We start from the raw sequence: 25753 nt of genomic DNA, 5'->3' as shown, positions 1-25753 counted from the left end.
CCGCGGACTCGTGGTCGGGCCGGCTCTGCGGCTGCTGTGCGGTGCTCACCGGCGCGCTCCTCAAGAGGGGTTCCAAGCCCGCGCACTACGCCGGGCCGATTCCGACTATAGCCACCCTCCGCACGCTTCTCACCTGCATAAACATCACTTTGGGATACCCCAAGGACGCCCTGGGAAGGGGCTGTTGCACCCGTCGGGCACCAGGGGCACTGGTGCACCGGGCGCCGTCGCGGCAAACTTCCCACAAGGGGCGGTGGAGGGCACCTGCCCGTCTCACCGAGGAGGTGCCGGCGATGGCGGAGCCGGAGTTCAACGCGACCGGCGTACGGATCGAGCGGTGGCTGCGGTCGCTGACCCGGGCCGGCCAGGTCGTCATCAGAGACGGCCGGCTGGCGCTGCTGACCAGCTACGGCACGGAGATAGACAGCGCCCCGCTGCAGGCCGTACAGGCCCACAAGCCGCTGTTCGCGGCGCGCGACCGGGCGCTCGCCACCCTCAACGGGCACCGCTACTCGCTCACGCTCGGCACCCCGGAACTCTTCTTCAAGGCCCTGGAGGCGGCGCGTCCGCCACGCCCCTGAGCACCCGACCGGACCGAGGCGGTGCGGTTGCGGGAGCGCACCGCCTGACCGACCCTGGAACTCGTATCACTGAGGGTTCACCAACGGTGACGTTGTGGTGCAGCGGGCATCGTTGGATCCGGTCTTCGCCCCTGCCCGGCACGAGGGGCGCCCGACCTCATCAGGGAGTCGCGGTCGTGATCAGGCAGCCCAGCAGGCACTGCACGGTGGAGCTCCAAGCCGTTCCGGCTCACATCGGCCAGGTGCGCACCATCGTCTCCGCACAGCTGCGGCACTGGCGTCTGGACGCCCTGGTCGACCCCGCCGCGCTCGGCGTGACCGAGCTGCTGGCCAATGTCCACCGGCACGCCCGCCCCAGCAAACAGTGCACCGTCGAACTGCGCCTGCTCCTCGACCGGTTGACGGTCTCGGTGCACGACGAGGACCCCCGGCTGCCCCACGTCCGCACCGCCGGCAGCTGGGAGACCTGCGGGCGCGGCCTGGCGCTGATCGCGGCGCTCAGCGAGAGCTGGGGAATGCGCCCGGACGGCAGCGGCAAGGTCGTGTGGTTCACCCTTCCGGCCCTGCCCGCCACCCCCGAGGAGATGCGCGCGGACCACGCACAGTGGGAGCCGCTGTCGCTGGGGGACGACGTGCGGACGACGGCCGACACCCGTTCCCGGGCGCGGGGAGCACGGGTCGGCTGACGGCCGCCGACGCGCTCCCCGGCCGCAGGGGGCGCCTGATGCGAGCGGGGACGGTCAGGCCGTACCTCCCTTGGGGCCGGTGCCGAAGTGCTCCTCCAGGACGGACAGCCGGCGCCAGTACTCCTCCTCGTCGATCTCGCCCGCGGCGAAGCGCCGGCCGAGCACGGCGATCGGAGTGGGCGCGTCGGCACGGGCGGTGGCCCGCGGACCGCGGAACGCCCGCCCGGGGCCGCCGGGTCGCAGACCGGTGCGGCGCAGCAGGGTCACCACGCCGAAGACGGCCAGCGCCCAGAGGACGGGGACGAACAGGATCCAGGGGCCCGGGCCACCGCCGGTCCAGCGTTCGGCAAGCGCGAACATCGCCATCAGCTCCTCGGTGGGACGTGGTCTTCGCTGTCCCTTCCGAGCCTGGCCTCCCGGGCGCCGCCGGTCGTCGTACGGCCAGCGGCTCTGCTGGTACGACGCGGGGAGTACGTCGGAGTGCGCGAGGAACACCCGGGGGGTATGCGGGGTGGGAGGCGGCCGCCCCCGTGGCCCCGCCGGATCCTTGTTGATCTCTGTAACTACTAGTATGTACAGTGCCTTCATGAGCACTCAGGAACGACCCGGCTCTCAGGAGCGGCTCAGCACTCAGGAGCGGCTGGTGCGGAGCACCCAGGAACTCCTCTGGGAGCGGGGGTACGTCGGCACCAGCCCCAAAGCGATCCTGGAGCGCGCGGGCGTGGGCCAGGGCAGCATGTACCACCACTTCTCCGGCAAGTCCGACCTCGCACTGGCGGCGATCCGGCGCACCGCGGAGGGCATGAAGGAGACGGCCCAGGAGTGCCTGACCGCCCCCGGTACGGCGTACGAGCGGGTCGGGGCCTACCTGCTGCGCGAGCGGCAGGTGCTGCGCGGCTGCCCGATCGGCCGGATGACGCAGGACCGCGACGTGGTGCAGAGCCCCGAGCTGCGGGCGCCGCTGGACGAGATGTTCGACTGGCTCCGGGGCCGGCTCGCCGAGGTCCTGGCCGACGGGCAGCGGCGCGGCGAGCTGGCCGCGGGGCTGGATCCGGCCGCCACCGCCGCCACCGTCGCGGCCGTGGTCCAGGGCGGCTATGTGCTGGCCCGCGCGGCGGATGACACGGCGCCGTTCGACGCGGCCGTGGAGGGCGTGCTGGCGCTGCTCGCCGCACAGGTCGTCCGCCCCTCTCCCCCGGGCCCGCGGTCCGACGGCCCGTAACCCGATACCCCGTCACGAACGACCAGCAACCGGTAACCCGTCACCCGTCACCCGTGAAGGAGTGCACCCGCCATGGAGATCACCCGACATCGGCCCGCCAGCAGGCCGGGGCCCGCCGCGCAGTTCACCGGGACCGTCTGGCTCGAAGAGATCGCCGCCCCGCCCGCGCCCTCCCGCCTGCGCATGTTCAGCGTGCACTTCGCGCCCGGCGCCCACACCGCCTGGCACACCCACCCGCACGGCCAGGTCCTGCACGTCACCGAGGGCGCCGGTCTGGTGCAGCGCGCGGGCGGCCCCGTCGAGCCGATCCGCGCCGGGGACACCGTCTGGATCGCGCCGGGCGAACGGCATTGGCACGGCGCGGCTCCGGACACCTTCATGACGCACCTGGCGACCGTCGAGGCCGCCGACGACGGCACCACCACCGAGTGGGCGGAGCGGGTCGGCGAGCGGGAGTACCCGGGCGGGTGACGGCCCGCCGCGCACCCGCGACCGCGGCCCCCGGCACACCACCGGCCTCGCCGCCCCTCCTCCCGACCCCGCACCCGCACCCGCACCCGCACCCGCACGGAGCCTCCTCATGCACGCCATGCAGTACGCGATCACCCTGCCCGCCGACTACGACATGCGGATCATCCGGAACCGGGTGAGGTCCAAGGGCCACCTCCTCGACGACTTCGAGGGGCTCGGCCTCAAGGCCTACGGAATCCGCGAGCGCGGCGTCGACGGCTCGCCCGTCAACCAGTACGCGCCGTTCTACCTCTGGGCCGATCCGCAGGCCATGAACCGCTTCCTCCTCGGCGACGGATTCCGCGGTGTGGTCCGCGACTTCGGGCGGCCGACGGTCCAGCACTGGCAGGGGCTGTTCCACCGGCCGGGCCCGGCCGCCGGGACGACCCCGCGCGCCTTCACCCGCCGGACGGAGACGCTCGACGAGCACGCCGACGTGGCCGCCGTCACCGACCAGGCGGTGGCCGCGCACGAGGAGCTGGCCACGGTGGAGGCGGTGCACACCACCGCACTGGCTCTCGATCCGCGCCGCTGGGAGCTGGTCCACTTCACCCTCTGGGCGGACGCCGCCCCCCGGGCCGCGGGCGACCGCTACGAGGTGCTGCATCTGTCCGCTCCGGGCACCGGCCGGCTGGGTGCGGGGCCGCAGTGGTGACCCCGCACCCCGCGGCGGCCCCCGCCGCCCCCGCCCTCGCCTCCGCCCGCCCCGCTCCCGCCGTCCGCACCGTCCTCGGCGATATCGCGCCCGCCGACCTCGGCGTCTGCGACGCACACGACCATCTCTTCCTGCGCAGCCCCCTGCTCCCCGGCCAGGAACTGGCCGACGCGGCGGCCGCGGCCGCCGAGCTGAGCGCCTTCCGCTCGGCCGGCGGGGCGGCGGTGATCCAGTGGACGCCGTACGGCATGGGCCGGGGCGCGGCCGAACTCCCGCGTCTGGCAAGGGAGTCGGGAGTGCGGATCGTCGCCGCCACCGGGCTGCACCAGGCGGCGCACTACGCCCCCGAGCTGCTGGACCGGATCCGTCCGGATCTGGCCGGGCTGTTCGTCGCCGAGCTGTCCGAAGGGATCGGCGAGGGCGGCCCGCGGGCCGGGATGATCAAGGTGGCCGGCGGCTTCCACGGTCTGGACCGGCACACCCGGTACACCATGGCCGCGGCCGCCGAGGCCCAGCACGCGACCGGCGCGGCGATCGGTGTCCACCTGGAGCTGGGCACCGGCGCGCCGGACGTACTGGACCTGCTCTGCGGGGAGTTGGCGGTCCCGCCGGACCGGGTGGTCCTCGGCCATCTCAACCGCTCACCGGATCCCGTGGTCCACCGGGCCGCCGCCGAGGCGGGGGCGTACCTGGCCTTCGACGGCCCCTCGCGCGCGCATCACGCGACCGACTGGCGGCTGCCGGAGGCGCTGGCCGCACTCGCCGACGCGGGCTTCGGGGACCGGATCCTGCTCGGCGGCGACACCACGACGGCCGGCGCCAGGTCGGTCGACGGCGGCCCGGGTATGCCGCATCTGCTGCGCCGCCAACGGGAGCGGCTCGAACTGACCCTGGGCAAGGACCTGGTGACGCGCTTCCTGACCACCAACCCGGCCCGCGCCTTCGCCGCCAGGTGGGCAGGCACGGGCGGTGGCGGCTGACAGGTCCACCGCGCGACCACGGCCGGCGGGCCACCGCCCGGACGCGCCCGACGGGCTACCGCTCGACCACGGCCAGCGGATCGTCCAGTACCGGCTGCCAGGCCAGCTCCGCCGCGCCCACCAGGCTGTTGTAGTCCAGGCTGCACGGCAGGATCGGAATCCCGCCGCTGCGCCCCCACAGGCTGCGGTCGGCGACCACCGCGCGCAGCCGCTCCGGGTCGGCCTCCAGCAGGGCGCGGTGCAGCCCGCCGAGGATGACGCGGTCGGGGTTGAGGATGTTGACGAGCCCGGCGATGCCGAGCCCGAGGCGGTCGATGAGGAGGTCGGCCGCGGCCCGTACGCCCGGGTCGGTGTACGCGTCCCTGAGCAGCTCGGCGGCCTGCTGGAGCAGCGAGACCTCCGGGCCCGGTTCGCGGCCGGCCGCGACGAGGAAGGCGAGCGGATCCGCCTCGACGTCCAGGCAGCCGCGGCTGCCGCAGTGGCAGGGCGCCCCCTCGGGGTTGACGGTCAGATGGCCGACCTCCAGCGCCAGGCCCGAACTCCCGCTGTGCAGCCGGCCGTCGAGCACCAGCGCGCCGCCGACGCCCCGGTGCCCGGAGGCCACGCAGAGCAGATCGCGGGCGCCCCGGCCGGCGCCGTGGCGGTGTTCGGCGAGCGCCATGAGGTTGACGTCGTTGCCGGTGAAGCCGATCGTCTCGGTCACGCCCGGGATGGCGGCCTCGGTGAGCGAGCGCAGGAAGAGTTCGCGTACGGGGGCGCCGGAAGGCCAGGCGAGGTGCAGCGGGTTGAGCGCCTCGCCGTCCGGTTCCGCGACCGCGGAGGGCACCGCGAGGCCGGCTCCCAGGCAGCGCCGGCCGGTCTCGCGCAGCAGGTCCGCGCCGGCGGCGACGACGTCGGCGAGGACGTGGGCCGGATCGGCGGGGATGGTGCCGCAGCCGGCCGAGGTCGCCACGATGCGGCCCCCCAGGCCGACCAACGCGACCCGGAACCCGTCGGCGTGGATCTGCGCGGCGAGTACGACGGGGCCGTTGTCGTTCACGAAGAGCCGGTGGGAGGGGCGCCCTTGGGAGCCGGCCGAGGCGGTCGGCCGGGAGTCGACGGTGATCAGGCCGAGGGCTTCGAGCTCGGCGGCCACCGCGCCCGCGGTCGCGCGGGTCACGCCGAGTTCGGAGGTCAGGACGGCGCGCGTGGGCGCGCGTCCGGTGTGTACGAGCTCCAGTGCGGGTCCGAGGGCGCCACGGCCCCGCTCCAATCTGGTTGTCCGAGTCTGGGTCACACCCCTATTCTGACTTTGTGCCGACGCTAAACAAAACACGGAGGGTCCTCACCCGGGACCAGAGCTCCCCAGCGACCGATCGACACCCCCGATCCCACCGCCCCCGCCGACGCCTCCTCCCCCTCCTCCAGCTTCCCGACCTCCCCGAACTGACCCGCCTGCGCATCGCCCTCACCGCGTTCTTCGCCATGGACGGCTTCCTCTTCGCCGGATGGGTCGTGCGCATCCCGGCCATCAAGGCGCAGACCGGAGCCGGCGCGGGCGCGCTCGGGCTCGCACTGCTCGGCGTGTCGGCGGGCGCGGTCGCCTTCATGCTGATCACCGGGCGGCTGTGCCGGCGCTTCGGCAGCCACGCCGTGACGACCGCCTCCGCGGCCGCCCTCGCACTGAGCATCGTGCTGCCGCCGCTCACCCACTCGGCGACCGCGCTGGGACTGGTCCTGCTGGTCTTCGGCGCCGCCTACGGCTCCCTCAACGTCGCGATGAACAGCGCCGCCGTCGACCTGATCGCCGCCCTGCGGCGCCCGGTGATGCCGAGCTTCCACGCCGCCTTCAGCCTCGGCGGCATGCTGGGCGCCGGGCTCGGCGGGCTGCTCGCGGGCCACCTCTCCCCCCTCGTCCATCTGTCGCTGCTCGCCGCGATCGGCCTGCTGGCGACGGCCGTTGCGGGGCGCTCGCTGCACCGGCACCCCGCTCCCGTCGTGCCCGAGCGGATGCCGGCGGCAGCGGACCGCGCCGGGGCCACCCGCGCGGACCGGGGGCGCCGTCCGGGCCGCCTGGTCCTCGTCTTCGGTCTGATCGCCCTGTGCACCGCGTACGGCGAGGGGGCGATGGCCGACTGGGGCGCGTTGCACCTCTCGCAGGATCTGGCCGCCGGTCCGGGTACGGCCGCCGCCGGATACGCGGTGTTCGCGCTGGCGATGACCGTCGGACGGCTGTCCGGGACCGCGATGGTGCAGCGCTTCGGTGCCGCCCGGTCGCTGATCGCGGGCGGGACGACGGCGACCGCGGGCCTGCTGCTCGGCGCGCTCGCCCCCACCGCCTGGTCGGCGTGCCTCGGCTTCGCCGTCGCGGGTCTCGGGCTCGCCAACATCTTCCCGATCGCCATCGCCCGGGCCGGCGAGGCCGGCGGGGCGGACGGCGTCGCCGTGGCGTCCACGGTCGGCTACGGCGGGATGCTGCTCGGCCCGCCCGCCATCGGGTTCCTCGCCGAGGCGTTCACCCTGCCCGTCGCGCTGACGACACTCGCCCTGCTCGCCGCGGTGGCGGCCGCGATCGCGTATGCGACCCGCGGCGCGCACCACACCGGTCGCCCCTAGGGGGTGTCCGAGGGGCGGGGTCGGACAGGCCCTGAGCCCCGGGCCCCCGGGCGGGGCGCCCCGCCCCGCGAAGGTCGGCTGTCAGTGGCGGCTGGCACACTCGGGGCATGGAGATCACTGAGTTCGTCGAAACGCTCCGACTGGACGGGGGCCTGCTCGCCGACGCCGCCGAGGAGGCCGGGCCGGACGCCTCGATCCCGGCGTGTCCCGACTGGCGGATGCGGGATCTGGTCCGCCACGTCGGGCGGGTCCACCGCTGGGCGGCGCAGATCGTGACGCAGGGAGTGCAGCAGCCCGGCCGTCCCGCCGAGGCGCCGGAGCTGTCCGACGACGAACTGGTGGGCTGGCTGCGCGAGGGCCACCACCACCTCGTCCTCGCCCTGCACAACGCCCCGCGGGACCTGGCGGCCTGGTCGATGTGGCCCGCGGCGTCCCCGCTCGCGTTCTGGGCCCGCCGCCAGGCACACGAGACGTCGGTGCACCGCGTCGACGCCCAGCAGGCGCTCGGCGCCGCCCTCACCCCCCTCCCCGCCGCCTTCGCCGCCGACGGCGTCGACGAACTCCTGACGGGCGTTCACTCCCTCGACCGCAGCCGGCTCCGTACGGACCTTCCGCGGACGCTGCGGGTGCGCGCCGGCGACGCCCCCGGCGCCGACTGGACCGTCCACCTCTCCGAGGCGCGCCCGCGCGTGGTGCGTACCCCGGCCGACGCGGTCGCGGACGGACCGCAGCCCGCGCAGCCCGCCGACTGCACCATCGAGGGCCCGGCCGAGGAGCTGTACCTGACCCTGTGGAACCGCCTCCCCGGGGACACCCTGACGATCACCGGCGACAAGGCCCTCGTCGAGCTCTGGCGGGAGCACGGGGGCGTTTGAGGCGGGGGCACTGTTCACCGACCCGGTGCCGCGGCGGCCGCGGCACCGGTCGGGACGGCCGCGGCACCGGTCGGGGCGGCCGGGTGCCCGCCCCGGTGTCGGAGACCTCGCGTGGGGTCAGTCCAGCCAGCCGGGTCAGCCCAGCCAGCCCGGTCGGACCAGCCCCGACTCATAGGCCAGGACGACGAGTTGGGCGCGGTCGCGGGCGCCCAGTTTGATCATGGTGCGGCTGACGTGCGTCTTCGCGGTGAGCGGGCTGACGACCAGACGGCGGGCGATCTCCTCGTTGGTCAGGCCGATGCCGACCAGGGCCATCACCTCGCGCTCCCGGTCGGTGAGTGCGGACAGGGCGCCGGCCGCGGCGGGTTCCTTGGAGCGGGCCGCGAACTCGGCGATCAGACGGCGGGTGACGCCGGGCGAGAGCAGCGCGTCGCCGGCGACGACCGCCCGCACGGCCCGTACGAGCTCTTCCGGCTCGGTGTCCTTGACCAGGAAGCCGGAGGCCCCGGAGCGGATCGCCTCGAAGACGTACTCGTCCAGCTCGAAGGTGGTCAGCATGACGACCTTCACGTCGGGCAGTCGCGGGTCCTCGGTGATCCGGCGGGTGGCGACCAGGCCGTCGAGCACCGGCATGCGGATGTCCATCAAGGCGACGTCCGGGCGGTGCGCGCGCACCGCTTCGACCGCCTGCTGCCCGTCCCCGGCCTCGGCGACCACCTCGATGTCCGGCTGCGCGTCCAGCAGGACCTTGAAACCGGCCCGGACCAGCAGTTGGTCGTCGGCGAGCAGTACCCGGATCACGACTCCTCCTCGGTGGCGGCGGTCCGGTTCACCGTATCCGTGTCCGGGGCTTGACCCCTGCCGGTCGGCTTCCCCTTCCCCAGCGGGATGCGGGCGAGGACGCGGAAGCCGCCGTCCGGGCGCGGGCCCGCCTCGACGGTGCCGCCCAGCGCCGCGGCCCGCTCCCGCATCCCGACCAGGCCGTTGCCGCCGCCGGCCGGGTGCGGGCCGCCGGTGGCCGGGCCGTCGTCGTCGACCCGGATCTCCAGTGCCCCGGGAGCGTGGTGGAGCAGCACCCGCGCGGTACGCGAACCGGAGTGGCGCACGGTGTTGGTGAGGGCTTCCTGGACGATGCGGAAGGCGGCGAGGTCGGTGCCGGGCGTAAGGACGGCGGGGGTGCCCTCGGTGGTGAGGTGCACCGTCAGGCCGGCGCGCTCGGCCTGTGCGGTGAGTTCGGGCAGCCGGTCCAGGCCCGGGGCGGGCGCACGCGGGGCGTCACCCGGGGTGCGCAGCGCGTCGAGGACCTGGCGGACCTCGCCGAGCGCCTCCTTGCTCGCGGCCTTGATGGTGGTCAGCGCCGTACGCGCCTGCTCCGGGTCGCTGTCCAGCAGCGCCAGCCCCACGCCCGCCTGGACGTTGATGACGGAGATGCTGTGCGCGAGGACGTCGTGCAGCTCGCGGGCGATCCGCAGCCGCTCCTCGTCGGCCCGGCGGCGTTCGGCCGCGGCCCGCTCGGCACGCGCCTCGGCGATCTGCTGGCGGCGCACCCGCACGAGTTCGGAGAGCGCCACCACCGCCACCGCCCAGGCGGTCACGAACAGTTCCTGGCCCCAGGGGGCGGGCCCGTCGTGCGGGGGCGGCAGCACGCGGTAGAGCCAGTGCGCGACCAGGAGATGGGTGACCCACACCCCGCCCAGCGCGCACCAGGCGACCTTGCGGTGCCCGGCGACGATCGCCGCGAACGCGCCCAGGGCGAGGGGGAGGAAGACCGGTCCGTAGGGATAGCCGGCCGCGAGGTAGGCGGCGCTGGTCGCGGCGGTGCCGAGCGCGACGGTGCGCGGACAGCGGTGCCGGAAGAGCAGCTGGGCCGCGCTGACGGCCAGGAGGGCGCGGCCGAAGGGGTCCAGCGCGACGCGGTCCGGCTGACCGCGCCCGGCGAAGCCCGAGCCGACCATGACCACGACCGTCACCGCGAGCGTCGAGAGCCAGGGCAGCCGGGCGGCCCACCGGCCGCGCGGGGTGTCGGACGGGACCGACAGCCACCGCTCCCACACCGGGCCGAGGCAGCGCCGCGCCCACGGCGGCCGTGTGTTCTCCATGCCGTCACGCTAGACCGCGACGGGACGCGGCGGCGTCAGCCGGGCGCGGTGATCCGGCGTACTCCCGCGGGAGTACGGGAGCGGGGCGCGGCCGCCGGCTGCCGGTCACCGCACCGCCCGGACCCTCAGCGCCGGTCCAGGGACTCCAGCGCCCGTCGCGCCACCGAGTGGGTGCGCACGATCTCGGCGAGCGTGGTCGTACCACGGGTGATCTTGGCGAAGGCGTGCCAGGCCGGCCGGAAGCTCGTGACCGCGGCGTGCACCAGCCCGGGGCGGCGGGAGAAGACCGTGAGCAGCCGCCGGCCCACGCCCATCTCCACACCGAGGCCCGCCTTGATCGCGAAGGCGTAGTTGAGGGCCTGACGGCGGGCGTCGACCGCGTCGTGCGCCTCGGAGACGCGCACCGCCCACTCCCCCGCGAGCCGGCCAGAGCGCAGCGCGAAGGAGATGCCCTCCCGCGTCCACGGCTCCAGCAGCCCGGCCGCGTCGCCGCACACCAGCACCCGGCCGCGGGACAGCGGCGAGTCGTCGGCGCGGCAGCGCGTCAGATGCCCGGACGAGATGCTCGGTTCGAAGCCGGCCAGGCCCAGCCGGCCGATGAAGTCGTCCAGATAGCGCTTGGTCGCCGCGCCCTCGCCGCGGGCGGAGATGACGCCGACGGTGAGGGTGTCGCCCTTGGGGAAGACCCAGCCGTAGCTGCCCGGGATCGGGCCCCAGTCGATGAGCACCCGGCCCGCCCAGTCCTCGGCGACCGGCTCGGGCACCGGGATCTCCGCCTCCAGCCCCAGGTCGACCTGGTCGAGCTTGACCCCGACGTGGGCCCCTATCCGGCCCGCGCTGCCGTCCGCGCCGACCACCGCCCGCGCCAGCACCACCTCTCCGTCGCCCAGCACCACCGCGACGGTGCGCCGGTCGGGCACCTCGGCCCCGTGCTGCTCGACCCGCGAGACCGTGACGCCGGTACGGACCGTCGCGCCCGCGTCCTTGGCCGACTCCACCAGCCGGGCGTCGAACTCGGGCCGGTTGATCAGGCCGAACAGCATGTTCTTGGAGCGGCGGGTGCGGGTGAGCCGCCCGTTCAGCGAGAACGTCACCGCATGCACCCGGTCGCGCAGCGGCAGTTCGAAGCCGGGCGGGAGGGAGTCCCGCGAGGGGCCGATGATGCCGCCGCCGCAGGTCTTGTAGCGGGGCAGTGGTGCCTTCTCCAGGAGCAGCACCCGGCGTCCCGTACAGGCCGCGGCATGCGCGGCCGAGGCGCCCGCCGGCCCCGCGCCCACCACCACGACGTCCCACACCTGCTGGTTGTCCTCCGCTGCCCGCTCGCTGCTCACCTGTGCTTCTGCTCCCGTTCGATGCCTGGCTGCGCGTACCGCCCGCATCCTACGGGCCGCTCTTCGCGCGAAGGCCCTGTGGGAAGATCGGTGGCACCCATGCCCGTACATCCGGCCCGTCCGGCTCACGAGGCCCGGACGGCCCGTACCGACAACGCCGCGCCCACAAGGAGCGTTCCATGTCTGACAGCCCGCTCGCGCAGACCGTCGCCGCGCTGCAGCCCCGCGCCAGGACCGAGCTGGCCGAGTTGGTGGCCTTCAAGTCGGTCGCCGATCCGGACCAGTTCCCCCCGAGCGAGTGCGAGGCGGCCGCCGACTGGGTCGCCGGCGCGCTGCGGGCGGACGGGTTCCAGGACGTGGCGCTGCTGGACACCCCGGACGGCACCCGTTCCGTGTACGGCTTCCTGCCCGGCCCGGCCGGCGCCCCGACGGTGCTGCTGTACGCGCACTACGACGTGCAGCCGCCGCTGGACGAGGCCGCCTGGCTCTCCCCGCCGTTCGAGCTGACCGAGCGCGACGGCCGCTGGTACGGGCGCGGCGCGGCGGACTGCAAGGGCGGCCTGGTCATGCATCTGACGGCGCTGCGCGCGCTGAAGGAGCACGGCGGCGTCCCGGTCAACGTCAAGGTGATCGTGGAGGGTTCGGAGGAGCAGGGCACCGGCGGTCTGGAGCGGTACGCCGAGGCGCACCCGGAGCTGCTGGCCGCCGACGCCATCGTCATCGGTGACGCCGGCAACTTCCGGGTCGGGCTGCCGACGGTGACCGCGACGCTGCGCGGGATGACGCTGGTACGCGTCCAGGTCGACACCCTGGAGGGCAATCTGCACTCCGGCCAGTTCGGCGGCGCGGCCCCCGACGCGCTGGCGGCGCTGATCCGGATCCTGGACTCGCTGCGCGCGGAGGACGGCTCGACGACGGTGCAGGGGCTGGCCTCGGACGCCGCGTGGGAGGGACTGCAGTACCCGGAGGAGGACTTCCGCAAGGACGCCAGGGTGCTGGACGGCGTCGAGCTGATCGGGAGCGGCACGGTCGCGGACCGGATCTGGGCCCGGCCGGCCGTCACGGTGCTGGGCATCGACTGCCCGCCGGTCGTCGGCGCCACCCCGTCCGTACAGGCGGGCGCCCGGGCGCTGGTGAGTCTGCGGGTGCCGCCGGGCACGGACGCCGCGGCGGCGACGAAGCTGCTGGCCGCGCATCTGGAGGGCGCCGCGCCGTGGGGCGCGCGGGTCTCGGTCGAGCAGATCGGGCAGGGGCAGCCGTTCCGCGCGGACACCGGCAGCCCGGCGTATGCGTCGATGGCGGCGGCGCTGCGGGAGGCCTACGACGGCGAGGAGATGCAGACGTCCGGTATGGGCGGCTCGATCCCGCTGTGCAACACCCTGGCCGGGCTCTACCCGGACGCGGAGATCCTGCTGATCGGCCTGAGCGAGCCCGAGGCGCAGATCCACGCGGTCAACGAGAGCGTCTCGCCCGAGGAGCTGGAGCGGCTCTCGCTGGGGGAGGCGCTGTTCCTGCAGCGGTACGCGGACAGCCGGGCCTGACCTCCCGTACAGCGGACGGCTGAGGGCCGGCTCCTGAGGTGTGCGAGAAGCGGACCGGGCGCCGCGGCCGGAATCCCTCCGGGCGCGGCGCCCCTCCCCGGCCGGCGCGTCAGCCGACGGGGACGCCGGCCTCCAGGTGGAGCGGACAGCCCCGTTCCCGGGCGCGCAGTGCCCAGCGCAGGCGGTTCCAGCGCACCGGGGGCAGCAGTTGCTCGGCCTCGGCCTCGGTGACGAAGCGCCAGTCGCGCAGTTCGGCGCCGGGCAGCAGCAGCTTGCCGATCCGCTCCTCGGTCAGGGTGCCGCCGTCGTAGAGCAGGCGCAGGCCGCCGAAGCCGGGCGGTTTGGGGGCCTCCCAGTCCAGCACCAGCAGCCGGGGCGGGTGCGGCAGTTCGATGCCCAGTTCCTCGGCGACCTCGCGTACACCGGCGTGGGCCGGCGCCTCGCCGCGCTCCACGACGCCGCCGGGGAACTCCCAGCCGGCCTTGTAGGTGGGGTCGACCAGCAGCACCCGGTCCTGGTCGTCGAAGAGCAGGACGCCGGCCGCGAGCGTCTCGGCGGTCGGTTCGGGTGTCTGCACGATGTCGCAGGCGCCGGCGCCGGCGCGGACGGCCTCGGCGACCCGCTCGGCGGTCTGCCGGGGCGTGAGCCGGGTGGTGTCGACGACATGCGCGTCATCCGTGAGCCACGGCAGCGCCTCGGCGTACGGCTCCAGGTGCGCCAGGCTCCAGCGGCGGATCGAGGCGTTGGCCCCGTCGTCGCCCGGCGTCTCCTCGCGGTGCGCTATCCGCGCCCGCAGGATCGTTTCCTCCGCATGCAGCAGAACATGCCGCACGGGTATCCGGCGGGCGGCGAGGGAGCCGAAGATCTCGTCGCGGTACTCCTGGCGCAGCAGCGTCATCGGCGTCACCAGCGGGCCCGGCACCTCGGTGAGCAGCGCGGCGGCGGTGTCCGCGACCATCCGCCGCCAGGCCGGCAGGTCCTGGTAGTCGTCGACCTCCTCGAACCGCTTGGCCGGCAGCATCAACCGCAGCCCGCTGCCGAGGAGTTCGGGGTCGTAGAGCGTGCTTCCGGGAAGCAGGTCGAGCAGTTCATGAGCCGCAGTGGTCTTGCCCGCACCGAACGTGCCGTTCAGCCAGACGATCACGGTTTCCCCTCTTCCCTAGACCCAGGTGAGTTGCCCGCAACACCCTGCCACGGAAACGCTCGGGACCACGGGCCGCACAGGCGGCCGGGAACGTTGTGCATGCGACCACCTGCCCGGCCAGGGAGACTTCGCGTACCCATGGACGCGCCGGTGGAGACATACGTCGTGAGGAGGATGCCGGTCTCGTATCCCCCGCCGCGACGCCCCGGCAAACAAGCGCTCCCCAGCCCCTCCTGTACCGAAACCCTCACCCGCACAGCGGGTGCCCGCACCCCGTCGGCGGACAGCAGGCCGCATATGACGGCGGCGCACCGCGCGGTCGCAGCGTCCGGCGGGACATCCGACGTCCCGCCTCTTCCCCGTGGGCAGTTGGGCCTCTGAACGCCGACCGGGACATGCTCCCGCCTTCGACGAGTGAAAACAAACAGAACCGAACGCGAGCGCGGGAGCTCCACTCCGAACAGCCGCGCCAGCCAAGGGTTTTGGCAGGCGAAGAAGGAACCACCCGCACCCCTCTTCCAACAGACTCCAACAAGGCCTACCGTAATCACTCGCCAGTGACAGGTACACGCTTCCACCACATCTCTCGCGAAGACGGAGGACGCGACCCATGCGCGTTCATATCCGCACCATCCACCGGCGAGGACGGCGAAGAATCGTCGGAGCACTGTCCGCCGCGCTGCTCTGCGCCGCAGGGGTGACCGCCCTGCCCGCCGCGGCCCGTACACCCGCCGGCCCGGCCCCCGCCGACGCCTCCCGCGCCGCCCCCGCACCCCGGCTCCCCGACGGGCTGGCCAAGACGCCCCCGATGGGCTTCAACAACTGGAACTCCACGCACTGCCGCGCGGAGTTCGACGAGGACATGGTCAAGGGCATCGCCGACCTCTTCCTCACCAAGGGCCTCAAGGACGCCGGCTATCAGTACGTCAACCTCGACGACTGCTGGGCGCTGCCCGAGCGCGACGCGGACGGCCGGCTCGTACCGGATCCGAAGCGCTTTCCGCACGGCATCAAGGCGGTTGCCGACTACGTGCACGCCAAGGGCCTGAAGTTCGGCATCTACACCAGCGCCGGTACCAAGACCTGCAACGAGGCCGGATTCCCCGGCGGGCTGGGGCATGAGACGTCCGACGCGCAGCAGTTCGCCGACTGGGGCGTGGACTACCTCAAGTACGACAACTGCAATAACCAGGGCGTGGACGCCAGGCAGCGGTACCGCACCATGCGGGACGCGCTGAAGGCCACCGGCCGGCCCATCGTCTACAGCATCTGCGAATGGGGCGAGAACAAGCCCTGGGAGTGGGCGTCGGACGTAGGACATCTGTGGCGCACCACCGGCGACATCAGCGACTCCTGGTCGAGCATGCTGGACATCGCCAAGCGGAACCTGCCGCTGGCGCCGTCCGCCGGTCCCGGGCACTGGAACGACCCGGACATGCTGGAGGTCGGCAACGGCGGGATGACGGACACCGAGTACCGCAGCCACTTCTCCCTGTGGTCGATGATGTCCGCGCCGCTGCTGATCGGCTCCGATCTGCGCAAGGCGTCCCCGGAGACCTTCGAGATCCTGGCGAACAAGGACATCATCGCGCTCGACCAGGACCCGCTGGGCAAGCAGGCCACCGTGCTGACGTCCGAGTCCGGCCGCTGGACACTGGTGAAGGAACTGGCGGGCGGCGAGCGCGCGGTGGCGCTGTTCAACGAGACCGATCAGCCGCGGCGGATCACCACCACCGCCCGGGACGCGGGCCTCCCCCAGGCCGCCGGCTACCGGCTGCGCGACCTGTGGCAGCACCGCGACACCCACACCACGGGCACCGTCTCCGCGACCGTGCCGGCCCACGGCACCACCGTCTACCGGATCGCGGCCGACGAGCACTGGGCCGACCACCCGCCGGCCGTCGAGACCGGCACCGACCGCACACCGCTGGTCGAGGCCGGCACCGCGGCCGGTCTGAGCTCCACCGTCCGCAACCTCGGCGGCACCCCCGCCAGGAACCTCACCGTGACCCTCAGGGCCCCGCGCGGGTGGCGGGCCGAGCCCACCTCGCCCGCGACGGCCCGCGCGCTGCCCGGCGGCAGGACGCTCACCACCAGCTGGCGGATCACCGCGCCGGCCGGCGCCGCACCGGGCGCCTACCCGCTGCCGCTCACCGCCGACTACCGCTCACCGGACGGCGAGCGGGTCACCACCACCCTGCCCGGCACCGCCCATGTCGTGGTGCCGCCGCCGTCCGGCACCGCGTACGCCTCCGAACTCCCCTGGCTGAGTGCCGCCAACGGCTGGGGCCCGGTCGAGCGGAACACCAGCGTCGGGGAGCGCGACGCCGGGGACGGCCGGCCGATCGGCATCGGCGGCACCCGCTTCGCCAAGGGCCTCGGCGTGCACGCGGCCTCCGAGGTCGGCTTCTACACCGGCGGCCGGTGCTCCGCCTTCCGCGCCCGGGTCGGCATCGACGACGAGTCCGGCGACCACGGCTCGGCCGGCTTCGAGGTGTGGGCCGACGGCCGGCGGGTCGCCGCCAGCGGCACCGTCACCGGCACGGACGCCGCGCACGCCCTCAGCGCCCAGATCGCCGGAGCCGAGTCGGTCCGGCTCGTCGTGACCGACGGCGGGGACGGGATCGACTACGACCACGCCGACTGGGGCGACGCCCGGTTCAGCTGCTGACGGACGAGCCGGGCGGACGGCCGCCGGGCGGGTGCCACGGGCCCGCCCGGCATCCGGTCCGCGGACCCGGTGGTCAGCAGGTGGGCAGCCCGGGGATGGGCTGGTCGTTCGCGCCGCCCTTGAGGTAGACGACGCTCACATAGACCCCGGAATTGCCGCTGTCGTCATCGGTCTTGGCCCACCAGACGTTCGTCCACTCCCCGTACGTCTCGCGGCGGCCCAGATTCGCCTGGCAGTAGAAGTAGTTGGTGCCCATGTTCAGGGTGCCGACCTGCTGGAAGGAGGCGGTGTAGGAGTTCGCGGTCCGCCAGACGTCGCAGTTGGTCTTGCCGCCGCCGATCGACACGCACGACGTCGACGGCGTCGGGTCACCGCCACCGCTGCCGCCGGTCGTGCTGGTGCCGCCCCCGGACCCCCCGGACGCGCCGCCGTCCGAACCGCCCGAGCCGCCGCCGTCGGTTCCGCCCTGGCCGCCGTCCGCACCGCCGGTCTGCTCGCCCGAACCCCCGCCCGCGCCACCGGGCTCGGGCTTGTGGGAGGCGTCGCCGTCCGCGGGACCGTCCGAGGCGGACGGCGACGCGCTCCGCCCGCCGTCCTTCCCCTTCCCCGCGTTCTCGTCCTTGTCCTTGCCCTTGGCGTCGTCCTTGCCGGTGGCCGGGCTCGGCGTGTCCGGACCGCCGGGCGCCCCGGGCCGCTGCGCCGACGGCCGTCCGCCCTCCGCGACCTTCTCGCCCTTCTCCCCGCCCACCAGCGCATATGTCACTCCGCCACCGGCCGCCAGGACGGCGAGCACCGCCGCCACGGCCAGCGCGACACGGCGGCGGCCGCGGGCGGGCAGCCGCTCGGTGTCCCGCTCGGACGGGCTGCCCGGATAAGGGTGGGCGCCCGTACTGCCGACGGGCGGGCCGGCCACCACACCGGGCGGATCGGCGGCGGGGCCGGGGGTGGGGTACGAGAAGCCCGGTGTCTGCGGGCCCGGCACGGCGGACGGGCCCTGCGGGCCGGGCTCCTGCGGCGCGGGCGGCACCGGCGCGGGCGTGGGCTGTGTCACCGGGGCGACCTGCGCCCCCGGTCCCGACAGCCAACTGGCCGGCGGCCCCTCGGCGCGGTCCGGTCCGGCGGGCGCGCCCTGCGGGCCGGGCTCCTGCGGCGCCGGTGGCGGGGCCACCGGCCGCAGATCCGTCGCCGTGGGCAGATGCGGCGCACCGGGGACCGGTCCGACCGCGGGCTCGCGGCCCTCCGCCACCTCCTGCAGCAGGCTCCGGGCCTGCGCGGCGGACGGCCGGTCGGCCGGGTTCTTGGCCATCAGTGCATGGAGTACGGGGGTGAGCGGGCCGGCCCGCCGGGGCTCGGGCAGCGCCTCGGTGACGATCGCGGTGAGCGTCGACCACACCGACGTACGGCGGAAGGGCGCGCCGCCGCCCTCGACGGCCGCGTACAGCGTCATGCCCAGCGACCAGATGTCCGAGGCCGGGGTGGGGTCCTGGCCCTGCGCCCGCTCGGGCGGCAGATAGTCGAGCGAGCCGACCAGTTCACCGCTGCGGGTGATGTTGGTGGTCGCGCCGTCGCCGGGGGCCTCGATGCTGGCGATGCCGAAGTCGGTGAGCACCACCCGCCCTCCCCCAGTGCCTGAACGGCCTGGGAGGTGCCCCCATCCGTCCAGCAGCACATTGCCCGGCTTCACATCGCGGTGCAGCACACCCGCCTGATGGGCGGCGTCCAGCGCGTCCATCACCTGGGCGCCGATCCGGGCGATCTCCCGGGGGTCGAAGGTGCCGCGCTGCTCCAGGGCGTCGTCCAGCGAAGGCCCGTCCACCAGCTCCATGACGATGACCGGCCGGCCGTCCTCGTCGATGACGTCGTGGACGGTGACCACGCCGGAGTGCCGGATACGGGCCGCGGCCCGCGCCTCGCGCTGCATACGGATCCGCAGATCGGCCAGCTCGGGCGCGGAGGCGTCGGTGTAGGCGCGCAGGACCTTGACCGCGACCTCGCGGCCCAGCACCTCGTCGACCGCGCGGCAGACCACGCCCATGCCGCCGCGCCCGATCCGTCCGGTCACTCGGTACCGGCCGCCGAGCACCCGCCCGGTCAGATCGGCGTCCTGGCCGCGCCGGGGCCCGCTCGCGGCGGCCGCGACGGGCGCGCCGTCGCCCGCGCCGCCCGCCTCCCCGGATCCGCTCGCGCCGTCCGCCGCACGCGTCTCGTCCACCTCGCGCTGCTCGCGCTCCCCCGGTGTCACCGTCGCAGATCCCCTCGATACCCGTGTCGTTGCGCGTACGCCGTGCACATCGCCCGTACGGCGTCGTAGCTCGCGATCGGCAACAGACTAAGGGGCGCGCGGGGGCCTGTGGTGTCGTCAGGGGGTGGGGGCGAACGCATCGAGACGGGACTGTTGCGCGGCGGCCGCGGCGGCTCCCACCAGCCCGGCATCCGTCCCCATTTGAGCCGGTACGACCGTCAGGTCCTGCACGAACGACAGCGTCGCGTAGTCGCGCAGGGCCGAGCGCAGCGGGGCGAACAGGACATCTCCCGCACCGGCCACACCCCCGCCGATCACCGCGATATCGATCTCGACGAGGGTGGCGGTGGCGGCTATCCCGGCCGCCAGCGCCCGGGCGGCCCGTTCGAAGGAGCGCACCGCGATCCGGTCGCCGGCGCGCGCGGAAGCGGCGACGGCGGCGGCGCTGGTGTCGCCGTCGGGGCCCGGCCGCCAGCCGTCGGCCAGCGCCCGGCGGGCGATGTGCGGGCCGCTGGCGATCCGTTCGACGCAGCCGCGGGCCCCGCACGGACAGGGGTCGCCGTCGAGGTCGACACTGATGTGGCCGATGTGCCCGGCGTTGCCCGTAGGGCCCGGGTGGAGCCGGCCGTTGAGGACGAGCCCGCCGCCGACCCCGGTGGAGACCACCATGCACAGCGCGTTGGCGTGCCCGCGGGCGGCGCCCAGCCAGTGCTCGGCCGCGGTCATCGCGACGCCGTCGCCGACCAGCGAGACGGGGCGCTCCCCGACGAGCGCCCGCACTCCGGCGACCAGCGGAAAGCCGCGCCATCCGGGGATGTTGACCGGACTGACCGTACCGGCGTGGGCGTCGACCGGTCCCGCGCTGCCGATGCCGACCGCCGCCACCCGCGCCCAATCCGGCGCCGCGGCCAGCTCCCGGACCACCTCGGCCACCGCGCGCATCACCGTCGCCCCGTCACCACCGGCGGGCGTGGGCCGGTTGGCCCGTACGAGCAGTCTGCCGTGTGCGTCCACCAGAGCGCCGGCGATCTTCGTGCCGCCAATGTCCAACGCTGCGCTGAGGTCCGTCTGCATCGGTGTGGAATCTCCTGGTGGGCCCGGGGGCCGGGCGTACCGGCCCGGCGTGCGAACGATAGTCTCCCCTCGATTGACAACGTTGTCTAGAGGCTATGCTCGACGCCACACCAGGCCGCCGACAGAATCAGGACCGCACACCGTGACCGACACCGCGCGGGGCACGTCCCGCCGCTATGGCACCCGGCCCACGATGAAGGATGTCGCGGCGCGCGCCGGGGTCGGCCTCAAGACGGTATCCCGCGTGGTCAACGGCGAACCAGGCGTCACCCCGGACACCGAACGCCGGGTCCAGGAAGCCATCACCGCCCTCGGCTTCCGCCGCAACGACTCCGCCCGGATCCTGCGCAAGGGCCGTACGGCCAGCATCGGTCTCGTACTGGAGGATCTCGCCGACCCCTTCTACGGCCCGCTCAGCCGCGCCGTCGAGGAGGTCGCCCGCGGCCACGGCGCCCTGCTGATCAACGGCTCCAGCGCCGAGGACCCGGCCCGGGAGCAGGAGTTGGTACTGGCGCTGTGCGCACGGCGGGTGGACGGGCTCGTCGTCATTCCGGCCGGTGACGACCACCGCTATCTGGAGCCGGAGATCACGGCCGGCATAGCCACCGTGTTCGTGGACCGCCCGGCCGGCCGGATCGACGCCGACGCGGTGCTCTCCGACAACTTCGGCGGCGCCCGGGACGCGGTGGCCCATCTGATCGCGCACGGCCACCGCCGGATCGGCTTCATCGGCGACCAGCCGCGGATCCACACCGCGAAGGAGCGGCTGCGCGGCTACCGCGCGGCAATGGCCGCCGCCGGCCTGCCCGTCGACGAGGCGTGGGTGTCACTGGGCTCCACCGCACCCGACCGCGTACGCTCCGCCGCGGCCGCCATGCTGGACGCGGCGCAGCCGGTCACGGCCCTCTTCGCGGGCAACAACCGCGTCACGGTCACCGCCGTGCGCGTCCTGGGCGAACGCCCGCGTCCGGTCGCGCTGGTCGGCTTCGACGACTTCGAGCTGGCCGATCTCGTCCGGCCCGCGATCACGGTCGTCGCCCAGGATCCGGCCCTCATGGGCCGTACGGCCGCCGGTCTGCTCTTCCGCCGCCTGGACGGCATCGCGGACCCCCCACGACGCGAGGAAATCCCGACGCGACTGATCGCTCGGGGGTCGGGGGAGCTCCCCCCAAGCGGGTAGGGTCCGCTTCCCACGTTTTCGGCTTTCCCGCCGTGGTGGTTTGTCGCCGTTGCTCCCCCACCGCCTTAAGGGCGTGGGAGGTACCCCCAGCGGCGGGCTGGGTGCCGCTGCGCGGGGCGTTTTCGGCAGCGGGTGCGGCCCTCCGGACTTCGTCCTGCGGTCCGCCCCCTCCCGTGAGTGGGAGGGGAGGAGACCGGTGGGGCTGAACGTCGGCGTTCATGTGCCGGTAGTCGACGGATGGGGCCCGCCCCCACCGGCCTCCTTCCCATCCACCCACGGGAGGGGACAGACCGCAGGACGGAGTCCGTAGGGCTGTCACCGCACCCGACAAACAACCGCCCGCCGCAGGCGAAACGGTGCGAAAGCCGAATAAGTCGGCCGCAGCAAAGCGCAGCGGAGGGGCCCGCCGCCAGGCGCAACGGCGAAAAACCACCACGGCGGGAAAGCCAAAAACGTGGGAGGCAGGCCAAGCGCAGCTACCGGCGACCAGCCAGCCCATCAAGGTCCGCCCGCGTCAGCCCCGTCAGGCGGGCGACCTCGGAGAGGTCGACCGCGCCGCAGTCCAGGCCGCGCAGGAGGTAGCCGCTGAGGGCCTTGGCGGTGGCGGGCTCGTCCATGACGTCGCCGCCGGCCTTGGCCACGTAGGCCGCGAGGCGGGCCGCGGCCTGTTCGAGGCCCTCGCGGTAGAAGGCGTAGACCGCCGCGTAACGGGTCGGCAGATGGGCCGGGTGCATGTCCCAGCCCTGGTAGTAGGCGCGGGCCAGCGAGCGGCGGACGAGGCCGTGGTGCAGCCGCCAGGCGTCGTGGACCTGGGCGGTGGGGCCCACGGGCAGGACGTTCGTCGAGCCGTCGGACAGCCGGACCCCCGTGCCCGCGGCGGCCACCTGCATGACGGCCTTGGCGTGGTCGGCCACCGGGTGGTCGAGGGACTGGTGGGCGGCGCTGACGCCGCAGGAGGCGCTGTAGTCGAAGGTGCCGTAGTGCAGCGAGGTGGCGCGCCCCTCGGCGGCCTCGATCATGCGGGCGACGGTGGCGCGGCCGTCGGCGCCCAGGATGGACTGGGTGGTCTCGATCTGGATCTCGAAGCCGATCCGGCCGCTCTCCAGGCCGCGCGCCTTCTCGAAGGCCTCCAGCAACCGGACCATGGCCGTGACCTGCTCGGCGTAGGTCACCTTGGGGAGCGTGAGGACCAGGCCGTCCGGCAGGCCGCCGGCCTCCATCAGGCCGGTGAGGAAGATGTCGAGGGTGCGGATGCCGCGGTCGCGGACGGCGGCCTCCATGCACTTCATCCGGATGCCCATGTAGGGGGCCGCGGTGCCGTCGCGGTAGGCGGCGGCGACCAGGGCGGCGGCGCGGGCCGCGGCCTCGTCCTCCTCGGCGTCGGGGCGGGGGCCGTAGCCGTCCTCGAAGTCGATCCGCAGGTCCTCGACGGGCTCACGGGTCAGCTTGGCCCGGACGCGGTCGTGGACGTCGACGGCGAGCTCTGCGGGGATGCCCAGGACGGCGGCGAGCGCGTCGGCGTCGGGGGCGTGCTCGTCGAGGGCGGCGAGCGCCTGGTCGCCCCAGGAGCGCAGGGTGCCGGCGGTGAAGACGTCGCCGGGTACGTAGACCGTGTGCACCGGCTGGCGGGTGCCGGGATCACCGGGGTAGCGCCGGGCCAGATCCGCGTCCACCTCGGCGAGGGCGGCTCCGATTCCCTCGCGTACGGTGTCCGCGAGGCTCGTCGCCACGGTCTCCTGCTGCCCCATTCGATACCCTCCCGGTGCTTACGCCCGGCGCCACCGCACGAGCGTTTTCCGCTTAACGGAATCAACAATCCGTAGAGCGAAGTTAACTGTGTCGGTTGGCGAGGTCAACACCCTCCCCTCCGAGGCGGCGCAGGTCACGGGCGCGCGACCGCCTTCCACAAATCCGTGGCGCGCCCCGGCGGAGCCGACCAGACTCGCCCTCATGACATGGATCGCACCCTCCGTCCAGCGCAGAGAACTCCCGACCGTGGCCGGCGAGCGGGAGATGCTGCAGGGCTGGCTCGACTTCCACCGCGACACCCTGCTCGCCAAGTGCACCGGGCTCACGGCCGACCAGCTCGCCGAGCGGAGCAGCCCGCCGTCCAGCCTCACGCTGCTCGGCCTGGTACGCCACATGACGGACGTGGAACGCTCGTGGTTCCGCATACGCTTCGCCGGCGAACGGATCGGCAACCACCACTTCACCGAAGAGAACCCCGACGCCGACTTCGACGACCTGGACCCGGCCGCCGCCGAGGCGGACTTCGCCGCCCTCCGCGCCGAGATCGAGGCCTGCGACAAGGCGGTAGCCGACCGCGGGCTGGACGAGACCTTCACCGCGCGCCCCGGTCGCACGCTGAGCCTGCGCTGGATCTACGTCCACATGATCGAGGAGTACGCGCGCCACAACGGCCACGCGGACCTGCTGCGCGAGCGGATCGACGGCGCGACCGGCGACTGAGACCCCGCCCGGACCACGGCAGCACGAGGCCCCGTACGCACCGCGCGTACGGGGCCTCGTGCGGTTGCCGAAGCGGGCCCGACGGCCCGACGGGCTCAGCCCTTGCGGGACTTGACCTCTTCGGTGAGCGCCGGGACGACGTCGAACAGGTCGCCGACCACGCCGTAGTCGACCAGCTCGAAGATCGGCGCCTCGGCGTCCTTGTTGATGGCGACGATGGTCTTCGAGGTCTGCATACCGGCACGGTGCTGGATCGCGCCGGAGATGCCCGCCGCGATGTACAGCTGCGGCGAGACCGACTTACCGGTCTGGCCGACCTGGTTGGTGTGCGGGTACCAGCCGGCGTCCACCGCGGCGCGCGAGGCGCCGACGGCCGCGCCGAGCGAGTCGGCGAGCGCCTCGATGACCGGGAAGTTCTCGGCGCCGTTGACGCCGCGGCCACCGGAGACCACGATCGCGGCCTCGGTCAGCTCCGGGCGGCCGGTCGACTCGCGCGGGGTGCGCGAGACGACCTTGGTGCCCTTGGAGGAGTCGGCGACGGTCACCGCGAGCTGCTCGACCGTGCCGGCGGCCGGGGCGACCTCCGGGGCGGCGGAGTTGGGCTTGACGGTGATGACCGGGGTGCCCTTGGAGACGCGGGACTTGGTGGTGTACGAGGCCGCGAAGACGGACTGCGTGGCCACCGGGCCCTCGTCGCCGGCCTCCAGGTCGACCGCGTCGGTGATGATGCCGGAGCCGATGCGGACCGCGAGGCGGGCGCCGATCTCCTTGCCCTCCGCGGAGGACGGCAGCAGCACGGCGGCCGGGGAGACCGCGTCGTAGGCGGCCTGCAGCGCGTCGACCTTGGGGGCGACGAGGTACTCGGTGAACTCGGGGGCGTCGGCGGCCAGCACCTTCACGGCGCCGTGCTCGCCGAGGACCTTGGCGGCCTCCTCGGCGTTCGGGCCGAGGTGAACGGCCACCGGCTCGCCGATGCGGCGGGCGAGGGTGAGCAGTTCGAGGGTGGGCTTGCGGACGGCACCGTCGACGTGGTCGACGTAGACAAGGACTTCAGCCATGGGATTGTTCTCCTGCGGGAAGAATGAGGGCGGTTGAGGTGCGGACGGGCTCAGATGAACTTCTGGCCCGCGAGGAACTCGGCGAGCTGCTTGCCGCCCTCGCCCTCGTCCTTGACGATCGTGCCCGCCGTGCGCGCCGGGCGCTCGGTCGCGTCCTCGACCTTGGTCCAGGCGCCCTCCAGGCCGACCTCGTCCGCGTCGATCCCCAGGTCGTCCAGGTCCAGGGACTCCACCGGCTTCTTCTTGGCGGCCATGATGCCCTTGAAGGAGGGGTAGCGCGCCTCACCCGACTGGTCGGTGACGGACACGACGGCCGGCAGCGCGGCCTCCAGCTGCTCGCTGGCGGAGTCGCCGTCCCGGCGGCCGGTGACCTTGCCGTCGGCTACGGAGACCTCGGAGAGCTGGGTGACCTGAGGGACGTTCAGCCGCTCGGCGAGCAGCGCCGGCAGCACACCCATCGTGCCGTCGGTGGAGGCCATACCGCAGACGACCAGGTCGTAGCCGGTCTTCTCGATGGCCTTGGCGAGCACGAGCGAGGTGCCGAGCGCGTCGGTGCCGTGCAGGTCGTCGTCCTCGACGTGGACGGCCTTGTCGGCGCCCATCGACAGGGCCTTGCGCAGCGCGTCGTTGGCGTCCTCGGGACCGACGGTCACGACCGTGATCTCCGCGTCGTCGGCGGCTTCCTTGATCTGCAGGGCCTGCTCGACGGCGTACTCGTCGAGCTCCGAGAGCAGACCGTCCACGTCGTCACGGTCGACGGTCAGGTCCTCGGCGAAGTGCCGGTCGCCGGTGGCGTCGGGCACGTACTTCACACAGACAACGATCCTCAAGCTCACGCCG

23 protein-coding genes are annotated in these 25753 nt (G+C 74.0%); 12 read left to right on the top strand and 11 right to left on the bottom strand.

What is annotated here, in order from left to right; all coding sequences use genetic code 11:
* The first annotated feature begins 293 nt into the window (after positions 1–293).
* Positions 294–581, top strand: a complete 288-nt coding sequence (locus tag ACFWZH_RS12275) for a hypothetical protein (protein WP_384428452.1) — start codon at positions 294–296, stop codon at positions 579–581.
* Between the two features lie 176 nt (positions 582–757).
* Entirely contained in the window at positions 758–1267 is a 510-nt protein-coding gene (locus ACFWZH_RS12270) for an ATP-binding protein (RefSeq protein ID WP_384428450.1), read from the top strand.
* Positions 1268–1321: 54 nt separating this feature from the next.
* Here ACFWZH_RS12270 and ACFWZH_RS12265 read toward each other — a convergent pair whose 3' ends face one another.
* A complete protein-coding gene (locus ACFWZH_RS12265; protein WP_384428591.1) occupies positions 1322–1627 on the bottom strand; it encodes an SHOCT domain-containing protein in 306 nt (101 codons plus the stop codon).
* A gap of 226 nt (positions 1628–1853) precedes the next feature.
* Here ACFWZH_RS12265 and ACFWZH_RS12260 point away from each other — a divergent pair, with 226 nt between their 5' ends.
* The 4 genes from ACFWZH_RS12260 to ACFWZH_RS12245 all read left to right on the top strand — a co-directional run bounded on the left by ACFWZH_RS12260 (position 1854) and on the right by ACFWZH_RS12245 (position 4634).
* The gene (locus tag ACFWZH_RS12260) at positions 1854–2489 is read left to right on the top strand and encodes a TetR/AcrR family transcriptional regulator (protein ID WP_384428448.1); all 636 of its coding nucleotides are present in this window, start codon (positions 1854–1856) and stop codon (positions 2487–2489) included.
* A 72-nt stretch (positions 2490–2561) separates the two neighbouring features.
* A complete protein-coding gene (locus tag ACFWZH_RS12255) occupies positions 2562–2960 on the top strand; it encodes a cupin domain-containing protein (protein ID WP_384428446.1) in 399 nt (132 codons plus the stop codon).
* Positions 2961–3069: 109 nt separating this feature from the next.
* Positions 3070–3654, top strand: a complete 585-nt coding sequence (locus tag ACFWZH_RS12250; protein WP_384428444.1) for a DUF4865 family protein — start codon at positions 3070–3072, stop codon at positions 3652–3654.
* 83 nt (positions 3655–3737) lie between these two features.
* The gene (locus tag ACFWZH_RS12245; protein WP_384428589.1) at positions 3738–4634 is read left to right on the top strand and encodes a phosphotriesterase; all 897 of its coding nucleotides are present in this window, start codon (positions 3738–3740) and stop codon (positions 4632–4634) included.
* A 55-nt stretch (positions 4635–4689) separates the two neighbouring features.
* Here ACFWZH_RS12245 and ACFWZH_RS12240 read toward each other — a convergent pair whose 3' ends face one another.
* Positions 4690–5910 carry an ROK family protein gene (locus ACFWZH_RS12240; RefSeq protein ID WP_384428442.1) on the bottom strand — a complete coding sequence of 407 codons (1221 nt, stop codon included), beginning with the start codon at positions 5908–5910 and terminating at the stop codon, positions 4690–4692.
* Between the two features lie 17 nt (positions 5911–5927).
* Between ACFWZH_RS12240 and ACFWZH_RS12235 the strand changes: the two genes are divergently transcribed.
* Complete coding sequence (locus tag ACFWZH_RS12235) at positions 5928–7229, top strand: MFS transporter (RefSeq protein WP_384428440.1); 1302 nt, start codon at positions 5928–5930, stop codon at positions 7227–7229.
* Positions 7230–7336: 107 nt separating this feature from the next.
* Positions 7337–8104 (top strand): maleylpyruvate isomerase family mycothiol-dependent enzyme, encoded by a 768-nt coding sequence (locus tag ACFWZH_RS12230; RefSeq protein ID WP_384428438.1) that lies wholly within the window; start codon positions 7337–7339, stop codon positions 8102–8104.
* 135 nt (positions 8105–8239) lie between these two features.
* Here the strand turns inward: ACFWZH_RS12230 and ACFWZH_RS12225 are convergent, their stop codons facing one another.
* The 3 genes from ACFWZH_RS12225 to ACFWZH_RS12215 form a co-directional block, all read right to left on the bottom strand.
* A complete protein-coding gene (locus tag ACFWZH_RS12225; protein WP_384428436.1) occupies positions 8240–8905 on the bottom strand; it encodes a response regulator in 666 nt (221 codons plus the stop codon).
* Positions 8902–10203 carry a sensor histidine kinase gene (locus ACFWZH_RS12220; protein WP_384428434.1) on the bottom strand — a complete coding sequence of 434 codons (1302 nt, stop codon included), beginning with the start codon at positions 10201–10203 and terminating at the stop codon, positions 8902–8904. The genes ACFWZH_RS12225 and ACFWZH_RS12220 overlap by 4 nt, the downstream gene beginning before the upstream one ends.
* 125 nt (positions 10204–10328) lie before the next feature.
* Positions 10329–11534 carry a geranylgeranyl reductase family protein gene (locus ACFWZH_RS12215; protein WP_384428433.1) on the bottom strand — a complete coding sequence of 402 codons (1206 nt, stop codon included), beginning with the start codon at positions 11532–11534 and terminating at the stop codon, positions 10329–10331.
* A 179-nt stretch (positions 11535–11713) separates the two neighbouring features.
* On the opposite strand from ACFWZH_RS12215, the gene ACFWZH_RS12210 reads away from it, so the two are divergent.
* Positions 11714–13075 carry a dipeptidase gene (locus ACFWZH_RS12210; RefSeq protein ID WP_384428431.1) on the top strand — a complete coding sequence of 454 codons (1362 nt, stop codon included), beginning with the start codon at positions 11714–11716 and terminating at the stop codon, positions 13073–13075.
* A 109-nt stretch (positions 13076–13184) separates the two neighbouring features.
* Here the strand turns inward: ACFWZH_RS12210 and ACFWZH_RS12205 are convergent, their stop codons facing one another.
* Positions 13185–14219 carry an NUDIX domain-containing protein gene (locus ACFWZH_RS12205; RefSeq protein ID WP_384428429.1) on the bottom strand — a complete coding sequence of 345 codons (1035 nt, stop codon included), beginning with the start codon at positions 14217–14219 and terminating at the stop codon, positions 13185–13187.
* 610 nt (positions 14220–14829) lie between these two features.
* Here ACFWZH_RS12205 and ACFWZH_RS12200 point away from each other — a divergent pair.
* Positions 14830–16890: an NPCBM/NEW2 domain-containing protein gene (locus ACFWZH_RS12200; protein ID WP_384428427.1), complete on the top strand. Its 2061-nt coding sequence runs from the start codon at positions 14830–14832 to the stop codon at positions 16888–16890.
* Between the two features lie 73 nt (positions 16891–16963).
* Here ACFWZH_RS12200 and ACFWZH_RS12195 read toward each other — a convergent pair whose 3' ends face one another.
* On the bottom strand, positions 16964–19132 hold the full coding sequence (locus tag ACFWZH_RS12195) for a protein kinase (protein ID WP_384428424.1): 2169 nt from the start codon (positions 19130–19132) through the stop codon (positions 16964–16966).
* 117 nt (positions 19133–19249) lie between these two features.
* Positions 19250–20206 carry an ROK family protein gene (locus ACFWZH_RS12190; RefSeq protein ID WP_384428422.1) on the bottom strand — a complete coding sequence of 319 codons (957 nt, stop codon included), beginning with the start codon at positions 20204–20206 and terminating at the stop codon, positions 19250–19252.
* Between the two features lie 142 nt (positions 20207–20348).
* Here ACFWZH_RS12190 and ACFWZH_RS12185 point away from each other — a divergent pair, with 142 nt between their 5' ends.
* Positions 20349–21386 (top strand): LacI family DNA-binding transcriptional regulator, encoded by a 1038-nt coding sequence (locus ACFWZH_RS12185; protein ID WP_384428420.1) that lies wholly within the window; start codon positions 20349–20351, stop codon positions 21384–21386.
* Positions 21387–21862: 476 nt separating this feature from the next.
* Here ACFWZH_RS12185 and ACFWZH_RS12180 read toward each other — a convergent pair whose 3' ends face one another.
* Positions 21863–23134 (bottom strand): DUF6986 family protein, encoded by a 1272-nt coding sequence (locus ACFWZH_RS12180; RefSeq protein ID WP_384428418.1) that lies wholly within the window; start codon positions 23132–23134, stop codon positions 21863–21865.
* A 202-nt stretch (positions 23135–23336) separates the two neighbouring features.
* Here ACFWZH_RS12180 and ACFWZH_RS12175 point away from each other — a divergent pair, with 202 nt between their 5' ends.
* Positions 23337–23855 carry a DinB family protein gene (locus tag ACFWZH_RS12175; protein WP_384428416.1) on the top strand — a complete coding sequence of 173 codons (519 nt, stop codon included), beginning with the start codon at positions 23337–23339 and terminating at the stop codon, positions 23853–23855.
* 95 nt (positions 23856–23950) lie between these two features.
* On the opposite strand, the gene ACFWZH_RS12170 is transcribed toward ACFWZH_RS12175, so the two are convergent.
* Both ACFWZH_RS12170 and ACFWZH_RS12165 read right to left on the bottom strand, forming a co-directional pair.
* Positions 23951–24913: an electron transfer flavoprotein subunit alpha/FixB family protein gene (locus tag ACFWZH_RS12170; RefSeq protein WP_384428414.1), complete on the bottom strand. Its 963-nt coding sequence runs from the start codon at positions 24911–24913 to the stop codon at positions 23951–23953.
* Positions 24914–24963: 50 nt separating this feature from the next.
* On the bottom strand, positions 24964–25749 hold the full coding sequence (locus ACFWZH_RS12165) for an electron transfer flavoprotein subunit beta/FixA family protein (RefSeq protein ID WP_384428412.1): 786 nt from the start codon (positions 25747–25749) through the stop codon (positions 24964–24966).
* Positions 25750–25753: the final 4 nt, after the last annotated feature.

Source organism: Streptomyces sp. NPDC059008, assembly GCF_042749045.1.
GTDB lineage: Bacteria > Actinomycetota > Actinomycetes > Streptomycetales > Streptomycetaceae > Streptomyces.
This window is presented reverse-complemented; position numbering and strand designations above follow the sequence as displayed.

Bases quoted from the DNA above. Each gene is read 5' to 3' on its own strand.
- ACFWZH_RS12190 (WP_384428422.1), bottom strand. From the start codon at position 20,206: ATGCAGACGGACCTCAGCGCAGCGTTGGACATTGGCGGCACGAAGATC.
- ACFWZH_RS12175 (WP_384428416.1), top strand. From the start codon at position 23,337: ATGACATGGATCGCACCCTCCGTCCAGCGCAGAGAACTCCCGACCGTG.
- ACFWZH_RS12170 (WP_384428414.1), bottom strand. From the start codon at position 24,913: ATGGCTGAAGTCCTTGTCTACGTCGACCACGTCGACGGTGCCGTCCGC.
- ACFWZH_RS12260 (WP_384428448.1), top strand. From the start codon at position 1,854: ATGAGCACTCAGGAACGACCCGGCTCTCAGGAGCGGCTCAGCACTCAG.
- ACFWZH_RS12230 (WP_384428438.1), top strand. From the start codon at position 7,337: ATGGAGATCACTGAGTTCGTCGAAACGCTCCGACTGGACGGGGGCCTG.
- ACFWZH_RS12275 (WP_384428452.1), top strand. From the start codon at position 294: ATGGCGGAGCCGGAGTTCAACGCGACCGGCGTACGGATCGAGCGGTGG.
- ACFWZH_RS12265 (WP_384428591.1), bottom strand. From the start codon at position 1,627: ATGTTCGCGCTTGCCGAACGCTGGACCGGCGGTGGCCCGGGCCCCTGG.
- ACFWZH_RS12220 (WP_384428434.1), bottom strand. From the start codon at position 10,203: ATGGAGAACACACGGCCGCCGTGGGCGCGGCGCTGCCTCGGCCCGGTG.
- ACFWZH_RS12210 (WP_384428431.1), top strand. From the start codon at position 11,714: ATGTCTGACAGCCCGCTCGCGCAGACCGTCGCCGCGCTGCAGCCCCGC.
- ACFWZH_RS12250 (WP_384428444.1), top strand. From the start codon at position 3,070: ATGCACGCCATGCAGTACGCGATCACCCTGCCCGCCGACTACGACATG.
- ACFWZH_RS12255 (WP_384428446.1), top strand. From the start codon at position 2,562: ATGGAGATCACCCGACATCGGCCCGCCAGCAGGCCGGGGCCCGCCGCG.
- ACFWZH_RS12180 (WP_384428418.1), bottom strand. From the start codon at position 23,134: ATGGGGCAGCAGGAGACCGTGGCGACGAGCCTCGCGGACACCGTACGC.
- ACFWZH_RS12200 (WP_384428427.1), top strand. From the start codon at position 14,830: ATGCGCGTTCATATCCGCACCATCCACCGGCGAGGACGGCGAAGAATC.